Source organism: Chryseobacterium sp. Leaf394 (genome assembly GCF_001424105.1).
Classification (GTDB): domain Bacteria; phylum Bacteroidota; class Bacteroidia; order Flavobacteriales; family Weeksellaceae; genus Chryseobacterium.
The window spans coordinates 286,060-305,367 of the sequence record NZ_LMQH01000012.1 but is presented as its reverse complement, the minus strand read 5'-3'; the positions used below and the strand labels follow the sequence as shown (position 1 = coordinate 305,367).

The following is a 19,308-nucleotide window of genomic DNA, read 5'->3' as shown; positions in this document are numbered from 1 at the left end:
TCTGCGAAATCTTAAAATTTTAAGAAATCACACCGCTTCCAATCAGTTCATCCTCCAGATACCAAGCAGCAAACTGTCCTTCTGCAATAGCTGATTGAGGATTTTCAAATTCCATAAAAAAGGCATTTTCAAACTGATAGATTACAGCTTTCTGAAGTTCCTGTCTGTAACGGAATCTCGCCATCACCTCCATAGATTCACCATTTTTCAGTCTTAAATCTTCACGAACCCAGTGCAGTTCAGTATTATCAATTTTTAAAGCTTTCTTATGCAGACCCGGGAAGCTGTGGCCCTCACCAACAAAGATGATATTGTTTTCCATATCTCTGGAAACGATAAAACAGGATTCTTTATGACCCCCAATTCCCAGACCTTTACTTTGACCGATGGTGAAAAACTGTGCACCCTGATGCTTGCCAATTACTTTTCCGTCAGATTTTTTATAATTTATTTTTCTGCTTAAAAATTCAAGTTCATCTTCTTTTGAAGAAAATACCGGAATTTCCTGAGAAAACAATGGAGAATCTTTAAAAATTTCGATGATCTCACCTTCTTTCGGCACCAATTGCTGTTGTAGAAACTGTGGCAAACTAACTTTCCCAATAAAACACAGACCTTGCGAATCTTTTTTGTCAGCAGTTACCAATTCCATTTCTCTGGCAATTTCTCTCACCTGAGGTTTCGTCAGCTCTCCGATTGGAAATAATGCTTTTGAAAGCTGATCCTGATTCAACTGACATAAAAAATACGACTGGTCTTTGTTATTGTCTTTTCCTGCCAGAAGATGAAAGATTTCTTTTCCGTTTTCATCAATTGTAGAATCTACTCGTGCATAATGACCTGTTGCAACTTTATCCGCACCAAGCGACATTGCAGTCTTCATAAAAACATCGAATTTCACTTCCCTATTGCACAGAACATCAGGATTTGGAGTTCTTCCCTTCTGATATTCGTCAAACATATAGTCAACGATTCTTTCTTTGTACAAATCGCTCATATCAATCACCTGAAACGGAATTCCCAGCTTCTGAGCAACCATTAAAGCATCATTACTGTCTTCAATCCACGGACACTCGTCTTCCAAAGTTACGGAAGCATCGTTCCAGTTTCTCATAAAAAGAGCCACGACTTCGTGACCTTGCTGTTGCAGCAAATACGCCGTAACACTTGAATCTACACCTCCGGAGAGGCCTACTACTACTTTCATTTAATTCAATTTTACGAAACTCTTAACGGGAGTTCTTAGTTGAGCCGCAAAATTACGACAATCTCATTCGCAAAAAAAATGATATTTTTAAGGATTGATAAAAACGATATTCTTTACAGACTTGCTTTTGTATTACTTAAAATTTAATCAAAAATTGCGCTCACCGCTGTCAAGAAGTGATTTTGTTTAAGTTTGAAAGATTTTGTTCACGTTAAAAATTACATGATATGAGAAAACTTTTTATTGCGACTTCAGTTTTGATTTCCACTTTTGCCTATTCGCAGATCGCGATCGGCAACGCCCCAGAAAGCCCCAGCCGATGGACTTTCGGAGGCGGAATTGGCTTTGGTTTCGGAAGTAATTCTATGTTCAACATTCAGGCAGCACCCAGAGTTGGTTACCGTTTAACAGAAGATCTTGAGGCCGGAATCACGGGGACGGTGATGTGGCAGACTTCAGACTTTTACAGGTCAACCATGTTTGGAGTGGGGCCTTTCGCCAACTATTATTTCGCAAGATCATTCTATGTAGGTGCAAATCTTCAGCATTTTTTTATTAATTATGAAGATAAAATTTACGGTTACAAATCATCCGACGAAGAGACTGCGCTCTATCTTGGTGGCGGATATCTTCAGAGAATCGGCAACAACTCTTTCCTGCAGCTTGGTGTAATGTATAATGTGTTGTACAGGGAAAACAACAGCATTTTTGCAAGCGGACTTATGCCGAATATCGGTTTTGTAGTCGGTTTGTAATTGAAACACCCGGAGCTTTTACTTTTCGAAGAGCATTTTGGTGAGAAAATCTTTCTCGCCCTTCCCTCTCGCAGGAGAATATTCTCTTCCATAGTAAATAATCTGAAGATGAAGTTTGTTCCAGACGTCTTCTTTCCAGAGCATTTTGGCGTCCCGTTCTGTTTCCACCACATTTTTACCGGAAGTCAGTTTCCATTGAATCATCAAACGGTGAATGTGCGTGTCGACAGGAAATGCAGGAAACCCAAACGCCTGACTCATCACCACAGAGGCTGTTTTATGACCAACACCGGGAAGCGCCTCAAGCTCTTCAAAAGTTTGAGGGACAATGCCGTTGTGGTTTTCCAAGAGGAGTTCAGCCATTCTTTTCAGGTTTTTGGCTTTAGTATTGGAAAGTCCGATTTCTTTAATCAGTTCTTTGATTTGAAATTCTTCCAGCTTTGCCATTCTTTGAGGCGTACCAGCAACAGCGAAAAGCTCAGGCGTAACCTGATTCACCTTTTTATCAGTTGTCTGAGCCGAAAGTGCCACCGCCACCATCAATGTGTAAGGATCTGTATGATCCAGCGGAATCGGAACTTCAGGATAAAGTTTCTCCAATTCCTGCTGAATGATGACGGCTCTTTGTTTTTTTGTCATTTAAACTATAAATTTGAGCAAAATTAAAAAATATGTTGAAAGTCGGAGACGCTTTACCAAATTTTGAAAGTGTAAATCAGGATGGCGAAACAATTAATTCTGAAAGATTCAAAGGTCAGAAACTGGTGATATTCTTTTATCCTCAGGCGAGTACGCCAACGTGTACTGTTGAAGCCTGTAATTTAAGCGACAATTATTCTGAATTGGAAAAAGCAGGTTTTCAATTGCTTGGAATCAGTGGAGATTCTGTAAAAAAGCAGAAAAATTTTCATTCTAAATTTGCCTTTCCTTACGACTTAATTGCTGATGAAAGCCGTGATATTATCGAGAAATTCGGTGTTTGGCAGGAAAAGAAAACTTTCGGTAAAACGTACATGGGAATCGTAAGAACCACTTTTATCTTCAACGAAAAGGGAATCTGCACCAGAGTAATTGAAAAAGTGACTTCGAAGACTGCAGCGCAGCAGATTTTGGAGGAAAATTAAATTTCTTTAGCAATCTCTTTGTCTTCCCTTCTGCTCCACTCACTCCAAGAGCCGACGTACAGATTGGGAATATCGAAACCAGCTTCATGCAAAGCTAAAATTGTGTGACATGCAGTTACGCCCGAACCGCAATGGACAATCAGCTTTTGAGGTAGACCTTTTAAAAGTGCTGAATATTTTTCCTTTAAAATTTCAGGTTTCAAGAAATATCCATTTACATCTAAATTTTCCGAAAAAGGAATATTGATTGCTTTAGGAATATGACCTGCCACCAAATCAATCGGTTCTGATTCGCCTATGTAGCGGTATGAATCTCTAACATCAATCACAGTTGCAGAATTGTTTATCAATTCATTTTCAACATCTTCCAAGGTTGACAACGGATGAAGCCAGTTTTTAACTTCAATTAAATCTGACTTACTGAAATCTTCTTTTCCAGAAGAGAATTCCAATCCTTCTTTCTCAGCAGCATGAATTCCTCCGTCTAAAATTCTTACGTTATCCAATCCAAAAGCTGTGAGCATCCACCACGCTCTCGCTGCAGCATTGGCTCCGTTTTTATCATCGTAAATCACAATATCTGAATCCTTCGAGATTCCTAATTTGGAAATTGTTTCGGCAAATTTCTCCAAATCCGGAAGCGGGTGCCTTCCACCAAAAGCTGCGTCTTCTCCGATTTCAGCCAAATCTTTATCCAAATCTATAAATCTTGCTCCTTTCAAATGGTTTTCAATATAATTCTGGTAGGCATCTTTTCCGGCTCTGGCATCAAGTATGATCAGATTTTCTGTTAGATTTCTTAAATCGAAAGCGGAAATTATTGATGACATATTAAAATTTTTGGTGAATAGATTTTGGCTAAAGCCGTTTGATTCAGCACTAAAGAAAGCGGGCTAAAGCCCGCTCCTATTGATAAAATTTTAAGAATAAAATTTTTATTGATAAACAAAACTCAACGTCTGCTTCAAATCCGGATGCAGACTTTTTGAAACCGGACAGTTGTAAGCAATTTCTTCAATAACTTTCTTCTGCTCATCAGAATACTGATCTTTAAAAATAAACTCACATTTGATTTCGCTGATTCTGCGCGGATTTGCAGCCATCACTTTTTCAAGATTACAGTAAGCACCATCGATGTTGATGCCTTTGTCTTTACCTAAAATTGCAATAGTTGTAAGAGCACATTCTGCCAGAGAAGTTGCACACATATCGGTTGGTGAAAATTTCTCGCCTTTCCCGTGATTGTCTGTCGGAGCATCACTTTCTATGATTGTTCCGGATTGTAAGTGTTCTGCGGAGCATCTTAAATCTCCTAAGTATGTTATTTTTGAAGTCATAATTTTTATATTTCTAAAGAGACGATGTCTCAAAAATGAAAAACATCTTTTGCTTTATTGTAAGCACTTTCAAAATTAAGCAAATTCAGTTTATGAGGCGCTTTTTCTACGCTCATAAAATTTATGACCTGTTCTGTCGGCATATTTCCCACCAGATCATCTTTTGCCATAGGGCAACCGCCAATCCCTTTAATAGCAGAATCGAATCTTCGGCAACCTTTGTCGTACGCGGCTTTCAATTTGGTATAAGAATCTTCGTAACGGTTATGAAAATGCGCTCCGAAATGAATTTCAGGAAACTTTTGAGGAATTTCGCCGAACAGCAGTTCAATTGTTTCAGTCGTGGCAACGCCGGTGGTATCTGAGAGAAGAATATTATCAATCCCGATTTCCGAAAATCTTTTAGCCCAAAACTCTACATCCTCCAACTTCCACATTTCGCCGTACGGATTTCCAAAAGCCATAGAAAAATAGATATTGAGACTGCGGTTTTCAGATTTTGTGAGTTCAAGAATCTTAATAATATCTATGAAGGCTTCTTCCTGACTCTTGTTGGTATTGCGGTGCTGAAAAGTTTCAGAAATGGAAAAAGGAAACCCCAAAACATCGATTGAACCGTGCTTCAAAGCTTTCTCAGCTCCCCTGAAATTTCCGATAATGGCAGAAACTTTTGTTTTCGAATCTGATTTATCAATATTTTCGGCAACCTCAGCTGAATCAGCCATTTGAGGAATCGCTTTTGGAGACACAAAACTCAGGCAGTCGAGCACATCAAAGCCTACATCCATCAAAGCGTTGATATAGTCTATCTTTTTGGTGGTGGGTATAAATTCTCCCCAGCCCTGCATGGCATCCCGTGGACATTCTGTAAGAAACATTTTTCTATTTTGATTTTCTCAAATATAATAAAACTTAATAATTTAAACGTCTATTTCAAAATATCACAGAATCAATTGATTTAAAAGTGTTTAGAGCTCTCTATATCATTCAGAATTATTAAGTGAATTACCTGTTTTATAATTAAAAAAAACTTAAAAGTGGCGTATAAATTATTTAATTGACATTTAAATTAGATTTAATTTAAACATATTCAATCAAAAAAGAAATTATCGTGATGAAATTTTACTAAATAATTTTAAAATTAAATTGATTTGGTAAAGGAATTGCAATAGACATCAAAACGCCTAAAACCTTTGTGCCATGAACATTTCTTACTATGATTTCAAGAATTTGGAAAATCAGGATCAGTGCAGTCTGGTGCTTCACAACGGAAAAATCGTTAACGAAAGAACGATGAATGATCTGAAATATACATTATATGAATTTTCAACTTTTACGGTTGAACTGATGCACAATCTCTCCAACGAAAAACTCGCTGTGATTAATGTTTTTCAAAACAGAGCTGCGTACGCAGTATAGAAATTAAATCATTTTTAAATAAAATCAGGGAAGCATTTAGCTTCCTTTTTTATTGGTATCTAAGTATAAAATTTTGACATTTTTCGGGCATCCTGATTTTACATCGTATATTTGTGAAAATTTAAAATCAATAATGAGTACGATAGAATTTAACCAACTCTGGAAAGAAAAATTACTGAACCGTTTTCTTACTTACGTAAAAATATACTCTACCAGCGATGCTGAAAGCGAAACGACACCGTCTACAGAAAGACAGTGGGACATTGCAAAATACATCACTCAGGAACTGAAAAATATTGGCCTGGAAGATGTTTCAATAGACGATCACGGCTATATCATGGGCTACGTACCTTCAAATCTGGAAAATGACAGCCAGCCAACCATCGGATTCATTTCTCATTATGATACTTCACCGGATTTCAGCGGGGAAAATGTGAAACCTCAGATTTGGGAAAATTATGACGGAAGCGATCTGGTATTAAATCAGACTTCAGGATTTACTCTTTCGCCCTCAAAATTTGAAAGTTTAAAGAAATACATCGGTCAGACTCTGATTACCACCGACGGAAACACGCTTCTGGGAGCTGATGACAAGGCCGGTTGTGCAGAAATTGTAACTGCCGCAGAATATCTTATCGCTCATCCTGAAATCAAACACGGAAGAATTGCCGTTGGATTCACACCTGACGAAGAAATCGGAAGAGGAGCACATAAATTTGATGTTGCCAAATTCGGAGCAGAATTCGCTTACACTATGGATGGTGGCGAAGTAGGCGAACTGGAATATGAAAATTTCAATGCAGCCGGTGCGGTTGTAAAAATCCACGGACTGAGCGTGCATCCTGGTTATGCTTTCGGAAAAATGGTGAATGCTGCTTTGCTCGCTGCAGAATTTATCCACATGTTGCCTGCTAATGAAACTCCTGCAACCACAAAAGGTTTCGATGGTTTTTATCATTTAATGGAAGTTACAGCTGATATTTCTGAAGCTAAACTTCAATACATCATCCGTGACCATGACGAAGAAAAATATGAGGCAAGAAAAAAAATCATGGAGGAAAAAATTGCTGAATTTAACCAAAAACACGGTGAGGGAACTGCTGAAATTGAAATTAAAGAGCAGTACAGAAACATGAAACAGCAGTTTGAAGGCAAAATGCACATTATAGATTTGGCGGCTAAAGCAATGACGGAAGCCGGAATTGAGCCTAAAATCAAAGCCATCAGAGGTGGAACCGACGGTGCCCAGCTATCTTACATGGGCTTGCCTTGTCCGAATATTTTTGCAGGGGGAATCAACTTCCACGGACCTTACGAATATGTAGCGCTGGAAAGCATGATGAAGGCGACTGAAGTGATTGTGAATATTGTGAAAGCGTAAGGCTTTTGCCTACAACATAAAAAACCCGGCGAAATCTGCCGGGTTTTTTGGTTCATTGAATTTTGGTTTTAAAATATCCCTGCATACTTTTTGAAACTCCTCCCTTAACGACGCAACTGTAATTTACATAACCAAAAATACTGTCGTTCTTTTGAAAATCAGATTTATTTAAATGTAAAATTTCATATCTAGGAACGGCTCCAATAAATTTCACTTCATCTTTCAAAGTTTTGGGATCATAATCGTGGACTCTAAAAGTTCCATCAAAAACCTTAATCATAATGCCATTACTGATATAACCATCGTAATTGTTTAAGGAAATATTAATCGTATCTCCACTTTTTTCTGCACTACATTTGTAGTTGTCAAAAGAAGCTGTAAAATTCAAAAGTCCTGAATTCTGAAGTATATAAGCAGTTCGGGTTTTACTTTCCAGTTTTTCCTTTTTGAATAACCGCAGCTCAGGAAATTTTGAAAGCAATCTAATCGTGTCATTATGAACTAAGTCTTCATCAACAACTACTTTTTCATAACATGAGATCACTTTCTCTTTTTTCTCTCTGCATCCCATAAGAATAAAAGATAAAAAAATCAGGGAAAATAATCTCATCACTTTGTATTTTAATGAGGAATTTCCTCGGTCAGAACATCATTTCCGGCCTTGTCAAAATAAGTGCAGGTGAAATGATCTAAATCTACAATCCATTTTTCAACACCGTTTTCAGCGCAGTCTCTGCAGAACTGCATATAATCTGTTCCGCCTTGCTGATGGATCTTTAACTGCTTAGCAAACTTTTCCTGATTAACGGTTTCATTGATCTCCAAATCATCGTATTGTGGTTGAGATTTAGTTTTAAAATCATTTTCGCCAAAATATTCTGTGTGGCTGTCTTTTACCCAGGTTGTAAAGTTTTTCACTCCGAAACTTTTAATTTCCTGAATATATTTCGGGAATTCTGCTCCTGATTTTACTTTGCTGTGTGCGTCTTCAATTTGCTGTACTGTAAACATTTGTATTTTTTTAATGAAATTATCTGTATTTTTCTAAAACGCAAATTTAAATATTTTGAAAATTTCTTTTACAGAAATATTGAATGACCGTTCAACGAAAATTATAACGAACTGTTTTTCTTGCATTAAAATATTTTATTTCTGCTTTTCAGCCCATAGAGCCATTTTTCTGTTTAAAACGTCCAATGGAAGACAACCCTGACTAAGAACTTCGTCATGAAACTTAGCCAGATTAAATTTTGTTCCCAGTTCTTTCTGATATTTCTCTCTCAATTCACGGATTCGAAGTGAACCGATTTTATAGCCTAAAGCCTGTCCGGGCATCGCCATATATCTTTCCACTTCGGCAGTAGCACCGGCTTCATCGTACGCAATATTGCTCAGAAAATATGCAATCGCCTCTTCCCTGCTCATTTTTCCGGTGTGAAGACCTGTATCTACCACTAATCTCACAGCGCGCAGCATCTGATCACTCAAATAACCCATTTTTTGGTAAGGGTCGGTGTAAAGTCCGAATTCAGGGCCTAATGTTTCACAATAATGCGCCCAGCCTTCGCCATAAGCACCCAACCATCCGAAACGCATAAACCTGGGTAACTTTGTATTTTCCTGCTGAAGCGACACCTGATAATGATGTCCGGGAATAGCCTCATGCAGAAACAGCGATTCCATGCCAGAAGTCACATTAAACTTTGAAGGATCTGGAAGCGGGATGTAAAAAATCCCCGGTCTCCCGCCATCCGGAGTTCCCTGAATATATTCTGCACTTGCACTCGCTTCTCTGAACTTTTCTGTTTGTCTCACCTCAAATTTTGTTTTTGGAGTGACACTGAACATGGTTTTCAGCTTCGGTGTAATTTTAGCCAGAATACCGTTAAATGCTTTCAATACCTCATCAGAACTCTTATAAGGCATTGCTTTAGGGTCGTTTTTTACGTGGGTAATAAATTCTTCCAGCGTTCCTGTAAAGCCCACCTGCTGTTTAACTTTTTCCATTTCAGAACGGAGCATTGCGACCTGTTGAAGACCTGTTTTGTTGATTTCATCGGGATTCTGATCAGTAGTCGTCCAGCTTTTTACGTAAAAAGAATAAATGGAGCCTCCGTTTGGCAGACTGTTGTAACCATCTGTATCTCTTGCTTTTGGATAATATTCCTTTTCAAGAAAATCGCCTAATTTATTATAAGAAGGTATTATGTTTCTCTCCACAGATTCGTGAAAAAGTCTGGTGAATTTTGCTTTTGTCTCTTCAGAAAATTCTTTCGGAAACTTTTTCAGCGGACCAAAGAAAATATTTTTCTCTTTGTCTGAAGTAATAATTTCCTCCGATCTCATTTGTGGGATCATTTTAATAACCAGCTTTTTAGGCAGAACAATTTTAGCATTAATTCCTTCATTAAAATTATGAACAGCAGCATCTGCCCACGCCGGAAATTTCTCCATTCTTTTCAGCCAGTTTTCGTAATCTTTTTCTGTCTCAAAAGGCTGGCTTCCTTCCCCACTTCCCAAAAGCGGAAACGTCAGCGGTAATCCACCAAACTGTGTGAACGGAATGTATTCAGGATGAAAATTGTAAGCTCCTATCTTATCTTTTAATGTAAAATCCAACACATCGTAAATTACTTTTTTATCATCAGGAAGATTTTCGTAATCTACATTTTCCAGCTGTTTCTGCACAGAAGTATAAAAAGCTACCTCTCCGGTAATAAAATCTTTATCAATATTGACGGGCAACTGGTCGTTATACCTCTGGTCTCCCTGCTGCGTTGCTTCAAGAGGATAGAGCTTCAGATACTGCTCATAATAATTGGCTGCAATAGAATCTATATCTTTAGGAGTAACTTTGGTAAGCGGAGAATCTGTTTTTCGGCAAGAGGTAAAAGCGGTTGCGATTCCTAAGCAAAAAAGGCTTCCCAGTACAATATTTCGCATGATTATCAAATTTTTGAAGAAAACAAATGTAATGAATATCCTCTGAAATTATATTTATATTAAATTTTAAAAAAAAATTAAAAAAATTTTTCACATTCACTCAATTTTCTATCTTTGTTAAAACAATTAACATTCATACCATTACGGATCTTTTCTAAGAAATAATGAAAGGGATTTTAAAAATTTACCACCCGGACGAAACGCTTAAATACAATATCAATCACACTTATTGCAAAGCCGTTTACCTTAATCAGAAACACTTTTTGGAAGTAGAAATCACTACAGACGACAGTCTGGATCATGTGGACGATGATTCTCTGCAATACAACTTTCCTCAGATTTCAATGGAAGTTTTCGATTTCCCAATAGAATCCGGCGAGATTGAAGACAAAACTTTTCTCATTAACGATTCAGACGAAGATTCCTACACAGAAGTAGATCTTTTTGATGACGAAGATGCGTTTCTCTATGACAGCGAACTTTGCTTCGAAAAAGATGAGAATGGCGAACTTCAGTTGATCTGGAAAGGTCATATTGATGATTTCTACACCGGCTCAGATAATCCTCTTCCATTCAGACTAAAGTGTGAACTGAAGCAGGATGAGATTGAGATAGACGAAGATTAAATTCAGATAAATTAACGGAAAATCACATCATTTCTCTTCATTCGTTTTGAAGGGAAATTTTTTGCTGGGCTATGAAAAGCTTTTTTTAAGCATATTTTAAGATAAATATTGATAATATTCCTTTATTTTTGTCGTTTAAACTACTAAAAAATACAGATTAATGCTTGTAACAGAACTTACTCATGTTTTATTTGCACAGGTCGCAGCGCCTGTAGTAACTGCAGAAAGTGCCGAGTTTTCATTTTGGAACATCATGTTCCACGGAGGTGCTTTTGCCAAAATCGTAATGGCAACCGTACTTTTGTTGGGTATTTTTTCTGTCTATCTGTTCTTCGAAAGGTTTTTCTTTATTAAAAGGGTAACTTCGAAAACAGATTCCAATTTCATGAACAATATCGAGGATTTTGTGAGAAACGGAAAAATAGATTCTGCATTAGACTACTGTAAAACGCAGAATTCTCCGGAAGCGAGAATTCTGGAAAAAGGAATTTCGAGACTGGGAAGACCGGTTTCTGATATCGTAAGTGCGATGGAATCTCAGGCTCAGGTAGAGGTTGCCAACATGGAAAAAAATCTTAACCTTTTGGCCGTAGTACCAAGTATTGCACCGATGCTGGGACTTTTGGGAACCGTAATCGGGATGATTATTGCTTTCTTTAATCTGTCTCATGCAGAAGGTTCTTTCTCTCCGAAGACTTTATCAGAAGGTATTTATACCGCTTTGGGTCAGACAGCTGTAGGTTTGGCAGTTGCTATTCCTGCAAACTTTGCTTATAACATTCTTTTAACGAGAATTGATAAATTTGTTTTGAATGCTCAGAATATGTCCGGAGAATTTTTGGATATTATCAACAAACCTTTATAATCTTTAACGATGAAAATTCAAAGAAGAAATAAAGCCAACCCGGAATTCAGTTTAGCAGCGATGACAGACGTTATTTTGCTGATGCTGATATTCTTTATGATCACCTCATCGGCAGCCAATCAAAGCTCCATCGATGTGAAGCTACCGAAAGCAGATACTGCAACAGATAATACTCCCAATCCATTAACAGTGACGATTAATGCGGAAGGAAGTTATTTTGTAGACGACAAACCTGTACCGAGAGAGCAGGTAGAACAGACAATTGTGACCTTGCTGAATTCGAGAGACGGAAAATCTTTTACAATCCGTGCCGACGAAAACACGATGCATAAAGATGTAATTTTTGCCATGGAAATAGCAGAAAAACACAAACTGAATATTGCAATTGCTACGGTAAAAGAAAATTAATTTTATTCTTAACGTTTTAAACGTAAAAAGTTTTAATTTTAATTTAAATCAAAAATTTTTAACTAAATTAAAATTCAGACATCAAACCAAAGGTTAGATTTAATTATAAAAAATCTCAGAAACTTTTTAAGTTAAACAACTGATAATGAGAAGTTATACACTCGACAAAAACGAACACAACAAAGACCGGATCAAGAGCGGAATTCTATCTGTTTTGATATGGTCGGCGATTCTGTTGTTTGTATTCATCTATAAACTTAAACCGACCGAGGAAGAGAAAAAACCGGAAATCATTACTACGATGCTTGTGAATTTCGGTGACAACAGAAACGGTGACGGCTTTGAGGAACCCGCTCCACAGGAAGGTAGCCAGGCCGCAAAAGTGGATGAAACCACAGCTGAACCGGTAGAAAACAAAACCGAGCCGAATACAGTCATTAAAACTGAACCTAAAGTAGAGAGCAAAAAAGCCGATGTCAAAGAAAAAGCAATTTCGGGAAATGACAACCGTAAAGTTGCTAAAAAAGACGACGCAAAAAAAGACACGAAATCGACAGCCAGCCCTACTAAAAGCAAAACTAAAGGCGGATCAACAGCAGCCAACAGCAAAACCGGAAACGGTGATGGCAAAGGAAATGCTGCTATCGGAAACCTGTTAAGCGGCAGAGGTAAAAACCCCGGAAATCAGGGCGATGGCAAAGGTCCAGGAAACGCCGGAGATCCTTTAGGCGGCGACGGAAATGGTGACAGCAAAATAGGAATCGACAGAAGTCTGACGGATTATATTCCCGGAACAATGGGAAGAGGCGGTGCACAGCCTAGCCATAAATGCACAGCCAGCGGCTCGATCAGAATCGCTTATACCGTGGACAAAGCCGGAAACATAATATCCGCCAAAAGATCTGGTGGAATTTCAGACCCCTGCGTGGTACAGACATCTGTTTCCTGGGTTAAGAAATACGTCAAGGCCGAGAAATCCAGCGTTTCGTCCACCGGAACTTATAATATTACATTCTAAAAAATACAAAAGCACTTTATTCAAGTGCTTTTTTTATTTATATGAAGGATATAATTGATTTCTATTTGTTTTTTACAATTGCCTGATTTGTCTTAATATTTGACCAGAAATTACATTTTGGCGATTTCTGAAATTCTGTTTATAACCGGCAGAGCAAAGATTCCGCTCGTCTGAAGATACAGCTCGTAGAAGGTTTTTGCTTTGTCTAAAAAGTCGTTATTATTTAAAACTTTCCCGTTGTAGTAGAAAAGATTTCCGAGCATTTCATAGTAATCTTTGTGATCTCTTTCCTGTCTTTCTTTTACAATTTCAATCACTTCTTCTTTTGGTTTTGCCGAAAGTTCTTTAAAATCAAATTTAAAAATATCTTTCATTAAAGAATCGAAATCGAGTTCTTTCTGCATTAAACTTTCTTCAGGTTTGTCCAAAATCAGTTTTTCTAAAGCTTGAGATAGCTGACGGATGAGTCTTAGGGTGAATTCTTTATCTGTGATCATAACTTTTCTTTTAATTTAAAATTTTGAATTTAAAAAGATTAATCCTTCCAATTCATTTCTATGAACTTCAACTTCTTTTTTGAAGTTTATTTTATCAGATTTATCGTTAATTTCCATTTCAAAAGCAGCAATAAATATTAATGTCTCTTCTTTTATTTCGGATAACACCATATCTAAAATTATTAAAGGTGATTTACATTTTTTACAAAGTAGAAACTGTTCCTCATAATATCCTGCATCAACATTGATTTTTCTTACTTCTACAAATTCTATTTTAGTGCCATCAATTAAAATAAAACTGGAGTCTTTTGTCTGAAAATAGGATCTTATTGAAGGTTCTTTTTCTTTCAGTTTATTAGATTTAAAATCTATTCTGAATGTTTTTCCAATCTGGTCTTTCGTAATATCTCCAATTTTTAAATAGCCAATATCCCATCCGCCCTGCGCAGATAAAATAGAATTAAAAGAAAGAATTAAAAATAAGACTAAGCCAAATTTGATTTTCATATCATTCTAAATTATAAGAAGTATTTCTTTTTAAGCAAAAAACAAATACGCCAATCCAATTGCTGTAATCACGCCCACCAAATCCGCCAAAAGCATAGCAACAACCGTATATCTCGTGTTCTTCACGGCTACAGCTCCGAAATAAACTGCAATCACGTAGAACGTCGTATCTGAACTTCCCTGAAGAACTGCTGCCAATTTCCCCTGAAAACTGTCTGCCCCGAAAGTTGCCATCGTATCCACCATCATTCCACGGGCTCCAGAGCCTGATAAAGGTTTGATTAAAGCTGTTGGAAGTCCGTCAACAAATCGTGCATCGAGATTTGCTGCATAGGCAACCCATTTCATTCCGTCGATAATAACGTCAAAAACACCGGAGGTTCTCAAAAGAGAAATGGCAATCAACATTCCGACTAAATACGGAATAATTTTTACACATGTATAAAAACCTTCTTTAGCGCCGTCAATAAAGGCATCAAAAACATTAATCTTTTTGTAAACGGCTCCAAGAACAATGGCTAAAAAAATGAAAAGTATTAAACCATTACTCAAAACTTTACTGAAATCATCAAGTTCATCTTTGCTCAGCTGAACCAGATAAACAACCAGAAGACCGACTAATACTGAAATTCCGCCAACATAGGCAAGGACGATAGGTTTTAAAAGATTTATTTTTTGGTATAATGATACGATAATCATTGCCGCCATGGTGGCTGCAAAAGTCGCAATCATGCAGGGAAGGAAAATATCAGTTGGTGTTTTTGAACCCATCGAGGCCCTGATTGCAATGATGGAAACGGGTATCAAGGTCATTCCTCCAGCATGGAGGCAGAGGAACATAATCTGTGAGTTGCTCGCCGTATCTTTATCTGGATTTAAAGTCTGTAAACTCTCCATCGCTTTCAGTCCGAAAGGTGTTGCCGCGTTATCTAAACCTAAAAGATTGGCACTGAAATTCATCAGCATGTGCCCAAAAGCAGGATGGTTTTTTGGAATTTCAGGGAAAAGTCGGGAGAAAAATGGCTGAATAAACCGGCTTAATAAATTAATCCCGCCTGCTTTCTCCGCAATGCTCATGAATCCCATAAAAAGGGTCATAATTCCAATCAAACCGATACAGATTTTCACAGCCGTTTCGGAAGTCCCAATCACACCATCGGCCTCCTGAATGCGGTATACCTGAACGTTCTGTTTCAGAGAATCGGTTTTATAGTGAATTCTGCTGTCGGCAAAATCATTTTTCTTCATCAGGCTGTCTCTCACGATTGGAGAAAGCATACTGATGTTTTGGGTTGCCACCTGAACAGTGTCGCCGCCTTTTCCGACAACCATATCGTTGAAAATGGTTTTGTAGTGGCTAGACGAAATGTATTTTATACTGGCAATGGCAATGGCGATAATGATAAAGGCCGACCAAATTCTGCTGAGAACCATTTATGTAAGATTAATTTTTAGAAAAGATAATAAATTTAATGAGATAAAACTGAAACTTTTAGCTTTAACCATTAAGATTTGATTAGGAGTTAAGAATATTAAGAAAGAACCTTCAATGTCACAATGATCTTACTTAAAAACAAAATTCTCCTATATGGTTTAAATTAAGTTATTTTTCATCCAGATAGACCAGCTCGCCCGCAAAATCATCATCCAAATTTTTCAAAACCTTTGCGTTGGCAGTCTTCTTTTGAAGCTCTTCTATAAAGAAATTTTTCTCAAAAAACTGGCGGTGAACTCCCGGCAAAAGCTCCATGAAATAATCCATACCGATTTTATTGTTGTGGAGATCCATTTTGGTTTCTAAAGGTTCGTTAGGGAATAATTCTTCGTGCAAATCTGTAATTTTTTTGCAGAACTCCAGTGCTTTTTCGGGTGAGGAAATTTTGCTGCAGTACATCATAATCAGGCAACACCAGAAAGCGTGTCTGAACGCATTACCTTCACCGTTTTTAGATGCTGTTTTCGGATACAGTTTTTGAGCAATGGAAAAAGCTTTTACCGTTCCATAGAAACTCATCATAGAAAAGAGAGGATGTGGCAAAACGGCTGACGAGAGCTTAAGAATTTTCTTAAAACTCATGCTTTTTACGGTGTTAAAAATTACTTTGAAAGTCCTCATAGGTTCGCTTTTGGCAAATGGCTAATTGCTTATGGCTTTGAAATCAAGCCGTATATTTTTAAAATAAATTAATCGCGTTTATTTAAACAAAAATCTCTCCCGAATAGAGAGAGATTGTATGATTTTCATTTTAAATATTAAGCTTTTACCGCTAATAAATTTACTGTTTTTGAGACTACTTCTTTGATTTCGGTTCTTTTTACGATGAAATCTACGAAACCTTTTTCCTGCAAAAATTCTGAAGTCTGGAAACCTTCCGGTAAGTCTCTACCAATGGTTTCACGAATTACTCTTGGTCCGGCAAATCCGATTAATGCTTTTGGTTCAGCCATGATGATGTCTGCGGTCATTGCAAAAGATGCGGTAATTCCACCGAAAGTCGGGTCACAAAGGTAAGCGATGTATAAAAGTCCGGCTTCTGAAAGCTGAGCCAGTTTCGCCTGAACTTTTGCCAACTGCATTAGTGAATACGTTGCTTCCTGCATTCTCGCACCACCAGACTGACAAATAATCATGTACGGAAGTCTTTTTTCGATACAGTAATCAATCGCTCTTCTGATTTTTTCACCCATCACAGAACCTAAAGATCCTCCGATGAACGCAAAATCCATACATGAAACCACCATTTCAGTTCCGTTTACGGTTCCGACTCCGTTTCTGATAGAGTCGGTAAGCTTTGTTTTCGCTTTTACTTCTTTCAGACGGTCGGTGTATGATTTTGTATCTTTAAAGCTGAGAATATCAATACTTTCAACATTTGCATCCAGCTCAGTGAATTTTCCTTCGTCAAAAAGAATGCTGAAAAACTCGGCACTTCCTATTCTTACGTGAAATCCGTCTTCAGGAGAAACATAATTGTTTTTCTTTAACTCGTCGTGTTCCACTACTTTTCCTGACGGAGTCTGATGCCAAAGACCTTTCGGTACATCTTTTTTCTCGTCGGTAGAAGTGGTAATATTTTGTGCTTTTCTTTTAAACCAGTCGAATGCCATATTATTGATTTGAAATTATTGATTTGAAGTTTGAAATTCAGGTTTGCCGATAAAAATTTTCATCTCAGACAATCTCAAATTTCAAACCTCAAATCTCAAATTAATTTATTTTAAAGTATTTACGTTATTTAAATCTTCAAATGCTCTTACCAATCTTTTAGAGAACGTTTCTTCGCCTTTTCTGATCCAAACTCTTGGGTCATAGAATTTTTTGTTCGGCTTATCGTCTCCGTCAGGATTTCCGATTTGAGTTTTCAGATATTCTACATTATCTACCATGTAATCTCTGATTCCCTCTGTATAAGCGAACTGAAGATCGGTATCTATATTCATCTTAATCACCCCGTAATCAATCGCTTCTCTGATTTCTTCTAAAGTAGAACCTGAACCACCGTGGAATACGAAATTAATCGGCTTCTCAGCAGTTCCGAATTTCTCCTGAACGAATTTCTGAGAATTGTCTAAGATTTTCGGAGTCAAAACTACGTTTCCTGATTTGTAAACACCGTGTACATTTCCGAAAGCTGCTGCAATCGTGAAGTTATCAGAAATTGCTTTCAGTTTTTCATAAGTGTACGCTACATCTTCAGGTTGAGTATATAATTTTGAATTGTCGATATCAGAATTGTCAACACCATCTTCCTCACCTCCTGTTACACCGATTTCAACTTCCAAAGTCATCTGCATTTTCGCCATTCTTTCGAAATATTCAGCAGAGATCTCAAGGTTTTCTTCTAAAGATTCTTCAGAAAGATCAAGCATGTGAGAAGAGTAAAGAGATTTTCCGGTCTGCTTGAAGAATTCTTCGTTAGCTTCCATCAAACCGTCGATCCAAGGCAACAATTTCTTTGCAGCGTGATCGGTATGTAAAATTACTGTCGCTCCGTAAGCTTCAGCCAAAGTATGAATATGTTTTGCTCCAGCGATACCACCTAAAATAGCTGATTTCTGAGCGTCATTGCTAAGTCCTTTTCCAGCGTTGAAAGATGCTCCACCGTTAGAAAACTGAATGATAACAGGTGAGTTTAGTTTTGCTGCAGTTTCCATTACTGCGTTCACGTTGCTCGAACCAATTACGTTCACTGCAGGCAATGCAAATTTGTTTTCTTTAGCATACTGAAAAATATCTGTAACTAACTGACCTGTGGCAACTCCTGCCGGAAAAATTCTGCTCATGTTTACTTTTTATATAAAATTAGGGTATGTTTGAAAAATTCTTGTAAAGGTAATAATTTTTAAGAAATGATTAATTTCTTTTATCCCGTCCCCAAAGTAGCTTCTGGCGGATGGTTTCGTAGAAACTTAAATTATTCGGCTGTACCAGTAACAGCTGGAAACTTGCCTTTCTGATCACAATTTCTTTATCCGTCTCAATATGAATTAATCTTGAATCTAAAGAAAGAGAATATTGCGGAACCCGGCTTTCAACTTTAAATTTAATTTCAACTTTATCGTTGACAACCAAAGGTCTTACATTCAGGTTATGCGGCGCAATCGGAGTAATGACAAAATTTTCGTTGTTCGGAGAAATAATCGGTCCACCGCAACTTAAAGAATAAGCGGTAGAACCCGTTGGCGTAGAAACAATGACGCCGTCGCCCCAGAAAACATTAAGAAATTCATTATTGATATAGGAATCTACCGTGACCATTGATGTGGTTTCTTTTCTGGAAATCGTCACATCATTTAAAGCATACGGAAAAAATTCGTCAGATTTTGGCGAAACTACTTCGATTACTGATCTTCGGCTGGTTTTCACATCTCCTTTTAAAATAGAATCTAACTCCTTGAAGGCTTCTTCTTTTGTAAAACTTGCCAGGAATCCAAGTCTTCCGGTGTTGACACCCACAACAGGAATTTCGAGATCTTCGATGAAAGTTAATGAATTTACAATCGTTCCGTCGCCACCAAAAGTGAAGAACAGATCAACTTTTTTGTCGATGAGATCCTGTTTGTTGCCAAAAGTCTCAAATATTTTTGAAAATTGTAGCGCGTCAGCCATTTCGTCAAACAAAACAGATTTTACGCCTCTGCTTTCCAGTTCAGAAATAAATTTGCTTAAATATAAAAAAGTATCAAGATCTTTTTTCTGAGAATATATGGCTGCCTTCAT

General features: G+C 37.4%; 23 protein-coding genes. 8 read left to right on the top strand and 15 right to left on the bottom strand.

The genetic code is table 11. The features are described 5' to 3' along the window. Positions 1-19: 19 nt before the first annotated feature. The gene (mnmA, locus tag ASG21_RS16935) at positions 20-1,207 is read right to left on the bottom strand and encodes a tRNA 2-thiouridine(34) synthase MnmA (protein WP_056083329.1); all 1,188 of its coding nucleotides are present in this window, start codon (positions 1,205-1,207) and stop codon (positions 20-22) included. A 227-nt stretch (positions 1,208-1,434) separates the two neighbouring features. On the opposite strand from mnmA, the gene ASG21_RS16930 reads away from it, so the two are divergent. Beyond that, positions 1,435-1,962 carry a hypothetical protein gene (locus ASG21_RS16930; RefSeq protein ID WP_056083326.1) on the top strand — a complete coding sequence of 176 codons (528 nt, stop codon included), beginning with the start codon at positions 1,435-1,437 and terminating at the stop codon, positions 1,960-1,962. Between the two features lie 18 nt (positions 1,963-1,980). Here the strand turns inward: ASG21_RS16930 and nth are convergent, their stop codons facing one another. Continuing rightward, positions 1,981-2,601 (bottom strand): endonuclease III, encoded by a 621-nt coding sequence (gene nth, locus ASG21_RS16925; RefSeq protein ID WP_056083323.1) that lies wholly within the window; start codon positions 2,599-2,601, stop codon positions 1,981-1,983. Between the two features lie 32 nt (positions 2,602-2,633). Here nth and bcp point away from each other — a divergent pair, with 32 nt between their 5' ends. Further along, positions 2,634-3,086 carry a thioredoxin-dependent thiol peroxidase gene (bcp, locus tag ASG21_RS16920; protein ID WP_056083321.1) on the top strand — a complete coding sequence of 151 codons (453 nt, stop codon included), beginning with the start codon at positions 2,634-2,636 and terminating at the stop codon, positions 3,084-3,086. Here bcp and ASG21_RS16915 read toward each other — a convergent pair. From ASG21_RS16915 to ASG21_RS16905, 3 genes are all read right to left on the bottom strand, one after another. Further along, positions 3,083-3,916: a sulfurtransferase gene (locus ASG21_RS16915; RefSeq protein ID WP_056083318.1), complete on the bottom strand. Its 834-nt coding sequence runs from the start codon at positions 3,914-3,916 to the stop codon at positions 3,083-3,085. The genes bcp and ASG21_RS16915 overlap by 4 nt on opposite strands. A gap of 105 nt (positions 3,917-4,021) precedes the next feature. Then, positions 4,022-4,423, bottom strand: coding sequence for an OsmC family protein (locus ASG21_RS16910; RefSeq protein ID WP_056083315.1), 402 nt, complete (start codon positions 4,421-4,423; stop codon positions 4,022-4,024). A 29-nt stretch (positions 4,424-4,452) separates the two neighbouring features. Then, on the bottom strand, positions 4,453-5,301 hold the full coding sequence (locus ASG21_RS16905; RefSeq protein ID WP_056083312.1) for a hydroxymethylglutaryl-CoA lyase: 849 nt from the start codon (positions 5,299-5,301) through the stop codon (positions 4,453-4,455). Positions 5,302-5,623: 322 nt separating this feature from the next. On the opposite strand from ASG21_RS16905, the gene ASG21_RS16900 reads away from it, so the two are divergent. Beyond that, on the top strand, positions 5,624-5,842 hold the full coding sequence (locus ASG21_RS16900; RefSeq protein ID WP_056083309.1) for a hypothetical protein: 219 nt from the start codon (positions 5,624-5,626) through the stop codon (positions 5,840-5,842). Between the two features lie 133 nt (positions 5,843-5,975). Beyond that, the gene (pepT, locus tag ASG21_RS16895) at positions 5,976-7,223 is read left to right on the top strand and encodes a peptidase T (protein ID WP_056083301.1); all 1,248 of its coding nucleotides are present in this window, start codon (positions 5,976-5,978) and stop codon (positions 7,221-7,223) included. 52 nt (positions 7,224-7,275) lie between these two features. On the opposite strand, the gene ASG21_RS16890 is transcribed toward pepT, so the two are convergent. From ASG21_RS16890 to ASG21_RS16880, 3 genes are all read right to left on the bottom strand, one after another. Then, positions 7,276-7,833: a hypothetical protein gene (locus ASG21_RS16890; RefSeq protein WP_056083298.1), complete on the bottom strand. Its 558-nt coding sequence runs from the start codon at positions 7,831-7,833 to the stop codon at positions 7,276-7,278. A gap of 11 nt (positions 7,834-7,844) precedes the next feature. Further along, on the bottom strand, positions 7,845-8,234 hold the full coding sequence (locus ASG21_RS16885) for a DUF1398 family protein (protein WP_056083295.1): 390 nt from the start codon (positions 8,232-8,234) through the stop codon (positions 7,845-7,847). 135 nt (positions 8,235-8,369) lie between these two features. Then, a complete protein-coding gene (locus tag ASG21_RS16880) occupies positions 8,370-10,166 on the bottom strand; it encodes a DUF885 domain-containing protein (protein ID WP_056083291.1) in 1,797 nt (598 codons plus the stop codon). A gap of 164 nt (positions 10,167-10,330) precedes the next feature. Between ASG21_RS16880 and ASG21_RS16875 the strand changes: the two genes are divergently transcribed. From ASG21_RS16875 to ASG21_RS16860, 4 genes are all read left to right on the top strand, one after another. Next, positions 10,331-10,792, top strand: a complete 462-nt coding sequence (locus tag ASG21_RS16875; RefSeq protein WP_056083288.1) for a hypothetical protein — start codon at positions 10,331-10,333, stop codon at positions 10,790-10,792. A 160-nt stretch (positions 10,793-10,952) separates the two neighbouring features. Beyond that, a complete protein-coding gene (locus tag ASG21_RS16870; protein ID WP_056083286.1) occupies positions 10,953-11,657 on the top strand; it encodes a MotA/TolQ/ExbB proton channel family protein in 705 nt (234 codons plus the stop codon). A 9-nt stretch (positions 11,658-11,666) separates the two neighbouring features. Then, positions 11,667-12,065: a biopolymer transporter ExbD gene (locus ASG21_RS16865; RefSeq protein ID WP_056083282.1), complete on the top strand. Its 399-nt coding sequence runs from the start codon at positions 11,667-11,669 to the stop codon at positions 12,063-12,065. Between the two features lie 145 nt (positions 12,066-12,210). Then, positions 12,211-13,083 carry a hypothetical protein gene (locus ASG21_RS16860; protein WP_056083279.1) on the top strand — a complete coding sequence of 291 codons (873 nt, stop codon included), beginning with the start codon at positions 12,211-12,213 and terminating at the stop codon, positions 13,081-13,083. A 110-nt stretch (positions 13,084-13,193) separates the two neighbouring features. Here ASG21_RS16860 and ASG21_RS16855 read toward each other — a convergent pair whose 3' ends face one another. From ASG21_RS16855 to ASG21_RS16825, 7 genes are all read right to left on the bottom strand, one after another. Beyond that, positions 13,194-13,580 carry a hypothetical protein gene (locus ASG21_RS16855; RefSeq protein ID WP_056083276.1) on the bottom strand — a complete coding sequence of 129 codons (387 nt, stop codon included), beginning with the start codon at positions 13,578-13,580 and terminating at the stop codon, positions 13,194-13,196. A 15-nt stretch (positions 13,581-13,595) separates the two neighbouring features. Then, positions 13,596-14,087 carry a hypothetical protein gene (locus tag ASG21_RS16850; protein WP_056083273.1) on the bottom strand — a complete coding sequence of 164 codons (492 nt, stop codon included), beginning with the start codon at positions 14,085-14,087 and terminating at the stop codon, positions 13,596-13,598. Positions 14,088-14,117: 30 nt separating this feature from the next. Beyond that, on the bottom strand, positions 14,118-15,521 hold the full coding sequence (locus ASG21_RS16845) for a spore maturation protein (protein ID WP_056083270.1): 1,404 nt from the start codon (positions 15,519-15,521) through the stop codon (positions 14,118-14,120). A 169-nt stretch (positions 15,522-15,690) separates the two neighbouring features. Beyond that, positions 15,691-16,203 carry a hypothetical protein gene (locus ASG21_RS16840; RefSeq protein WP_056083266.1) on the bottom strand — a complete coding sequence of 171 codons (513 nt, stop codon included), beginning with the start codon at positions 16,201-16,203 and terminating at the stop codon, positions 15,691-15,693. Between the two features lie 137 nt (positions 16,204-16,340). Continuing rightward, complete coding sequence (gene accD / locus ASG21_RS16835) at positions 16,341-17,195, bottom strand: acetyl-CoA carboxylase, carboxyltransferase subunit beta (protein WP_056083262.1); 855 nt, start codon at positions 17,193-17,195, stop codon at positions 16,341-16,343. Between the two features lie 105 nt (positions 17,196-17,300). Continuing rightward, positions 17,301-18,371, bottom strand: a complete 1,071-nt coding sequence (fbaA, locus tag ASG21_RS16830; RefSeq protein ID WP_056083261.1) for a class II fructose-bisphosphate aldolase — start codon at positions 18,369-18,371, stop codon at positions 17,301-17,303. 70 nt (positions 18,372-18,441) lie between these two features. After that, on the bottom strand, positions 18,442-19,308 hold the full coding sequence (locus tag ASG21_RS16825) for an NAD kinase (protein ID WP_056083258.1): 867 nt from the start codon (positions 19,306-19,308) through the stop codon (positions 18,442-18,444).

Bases quoted from the DNA above. Each gene is read 5' to 3' on its own strand.
- mnmA (WP_056083329.1), bottom strand. From the start codon at position 1,207: ATGAAAGTAGTAGTAGGCCTCTCCGGAGGTGTAGATTCAAGTGTTACG.
- ASG21_RS16930 (WP_056083326.1), top strand. From the start codon at position 1,435: ATGAGAAAACTTTTTATTGCGACTTCAGTTTTGATTTCCACTTTTGCC.
- nth (WP_056083323.1), bottom strand. From the start codon at position 2,601: ATGACAAAAAAACAAAGAGCCGTCATCATTCAGCAGGAATTGGAGAAA.
- bcp (WP_056083321.1), top strand. From the start codon at position 2,634: ATGTTGAAAGTCGGAGACGCTTTACCAAATTTTGAAAGTGTAAATCAG.
- ASG21_RS16915 (WP_056083318.1), bottom strand. From the start codon at position 3,916: ATGTCATCAATAATTTCCGCTTTCGATTTAAGAAATCTAACAGAAAAT.
- ASG21_RS16910 (WP_056083315.1), bottom strand. From the start codon at position 4,423: ATGACTTCAAAAATAACATACTTAGGAGATTTAAGATGCTCCGCAGAA.
- ASG21_RS16905 (WP_056083312.1), bottom strand. From the start codon at position 5,301: ATGTTTCTTACAGAATGTCCACGGGATGCCATGCAGGGCTGGGGAGAA.
- ASG21_RS16900 (WP_056083309.1), top strand. From the start codon at position 5,624: ATGAACATTTCTTACTATGATTTCAAGAATTTGGAAAATCAGGATCAG.
- pepT (WP_056083301.1), top strand. From the start codon at position 5,976: ATGAGTACGATAGAATTTAACCAACTCTGGAAAGAAAAATTACTGAAC.
- ASG21_RS16890 (WP_056083298.1), bottom strand. From the start codon at position 7,833: ATGAGATTATTTTCCCTGATTTTTTTATCTTTTATTCTTATGGGATGC.
- ASG21_RS16885 (WP_056083295.1), bottom strand. From the start codon at position 8,234: ATGTTTACAGTACAGCAAATTGAAGACGCACACAGCAAAGTAAAATCA.
- ASG21_RS16880 (WP_056083291.1), bottom strand. From the start codon at position 10,166: ATGCGAAATATTGTACTGGGAAGCCTTTTTTGCTTAGGAATCGCAACC.
- ASG21_RS16875 (WP_056083288.1), top strand. From the start codon at position 10,331: ATGAAAGGGATTTTAAAAATTTACCACCCGGACGAAACGCTTAAATAC.
- ASG21_RS16870 (WP_056083286.1), top strand. From the start codon at position 10,953: ATGCTTGTAACAGAACTTACTCATGTTTTATTTGCACAGGTCGCAGCG.
- ASG21_RS16865 (WP_056083282.1), top strand. From the start codon at position 11,667: ATGAAAATTCAAAGAAGAAATAAAGCCAACCCGGAATTCAGTTTAGCA.
- ASG21_RS16860 (WP_056083279.1), top strand. From the start codon at position 12,211: ATGAGAAGTTATACACTCGACAAAAACGAACACAACAAAGACCGGATC.
- ASG21_RS16855 (WP_056083276.1), bottom strand. From the start codon at position 13,580: ATGATCACAGATAAAGAATTCACCCTAAGACTCATCCGTCAGCTATCT.
- ASG21_RS16850 (WP_056083273.1), bottom strand. From the start codon at position 14,087: ATGAAAATCAAATTTGGCTTAGTCTTATTTTTAATTCTTTCTTTTAAT.
- ASG21_RS16845 (WP_056083270.1), bottom strand. From the start codon at position 15,521: ATGGTTCTCAGCAGAATTTGGTCGGCCTTTATCATTATCGCCATTGCC.
- ASG21_RS16840 (WP_056083266.1), bottom strand. From the start codon at position 16,203: ATGAGGACTTTCAAAGTAATTTTTAACACCGTAAAAAGCATGAGTTTT.
- accD (WP_056083262.1), bottom strand. From the start codon at position 17,195: ATGGCATTCGACTGGTTTAAAAGAAAAGCACAAAATATTACCACTTCT.
- fbaA (WP_056083261.1), bottom strand. From the start codon at position 18,371: ATGAGCAGAATTTTTCCGGCAGGAGTTGCCACAGGTCAGTTAGTTACA.
- ASG21_RS16825 (WP_056083258.1), bottom strand. From the start codon at position 19,308: ATGAAGGCAGCCATATATTCTCAGAAAAAAGATCTTGATACTTTTTTA.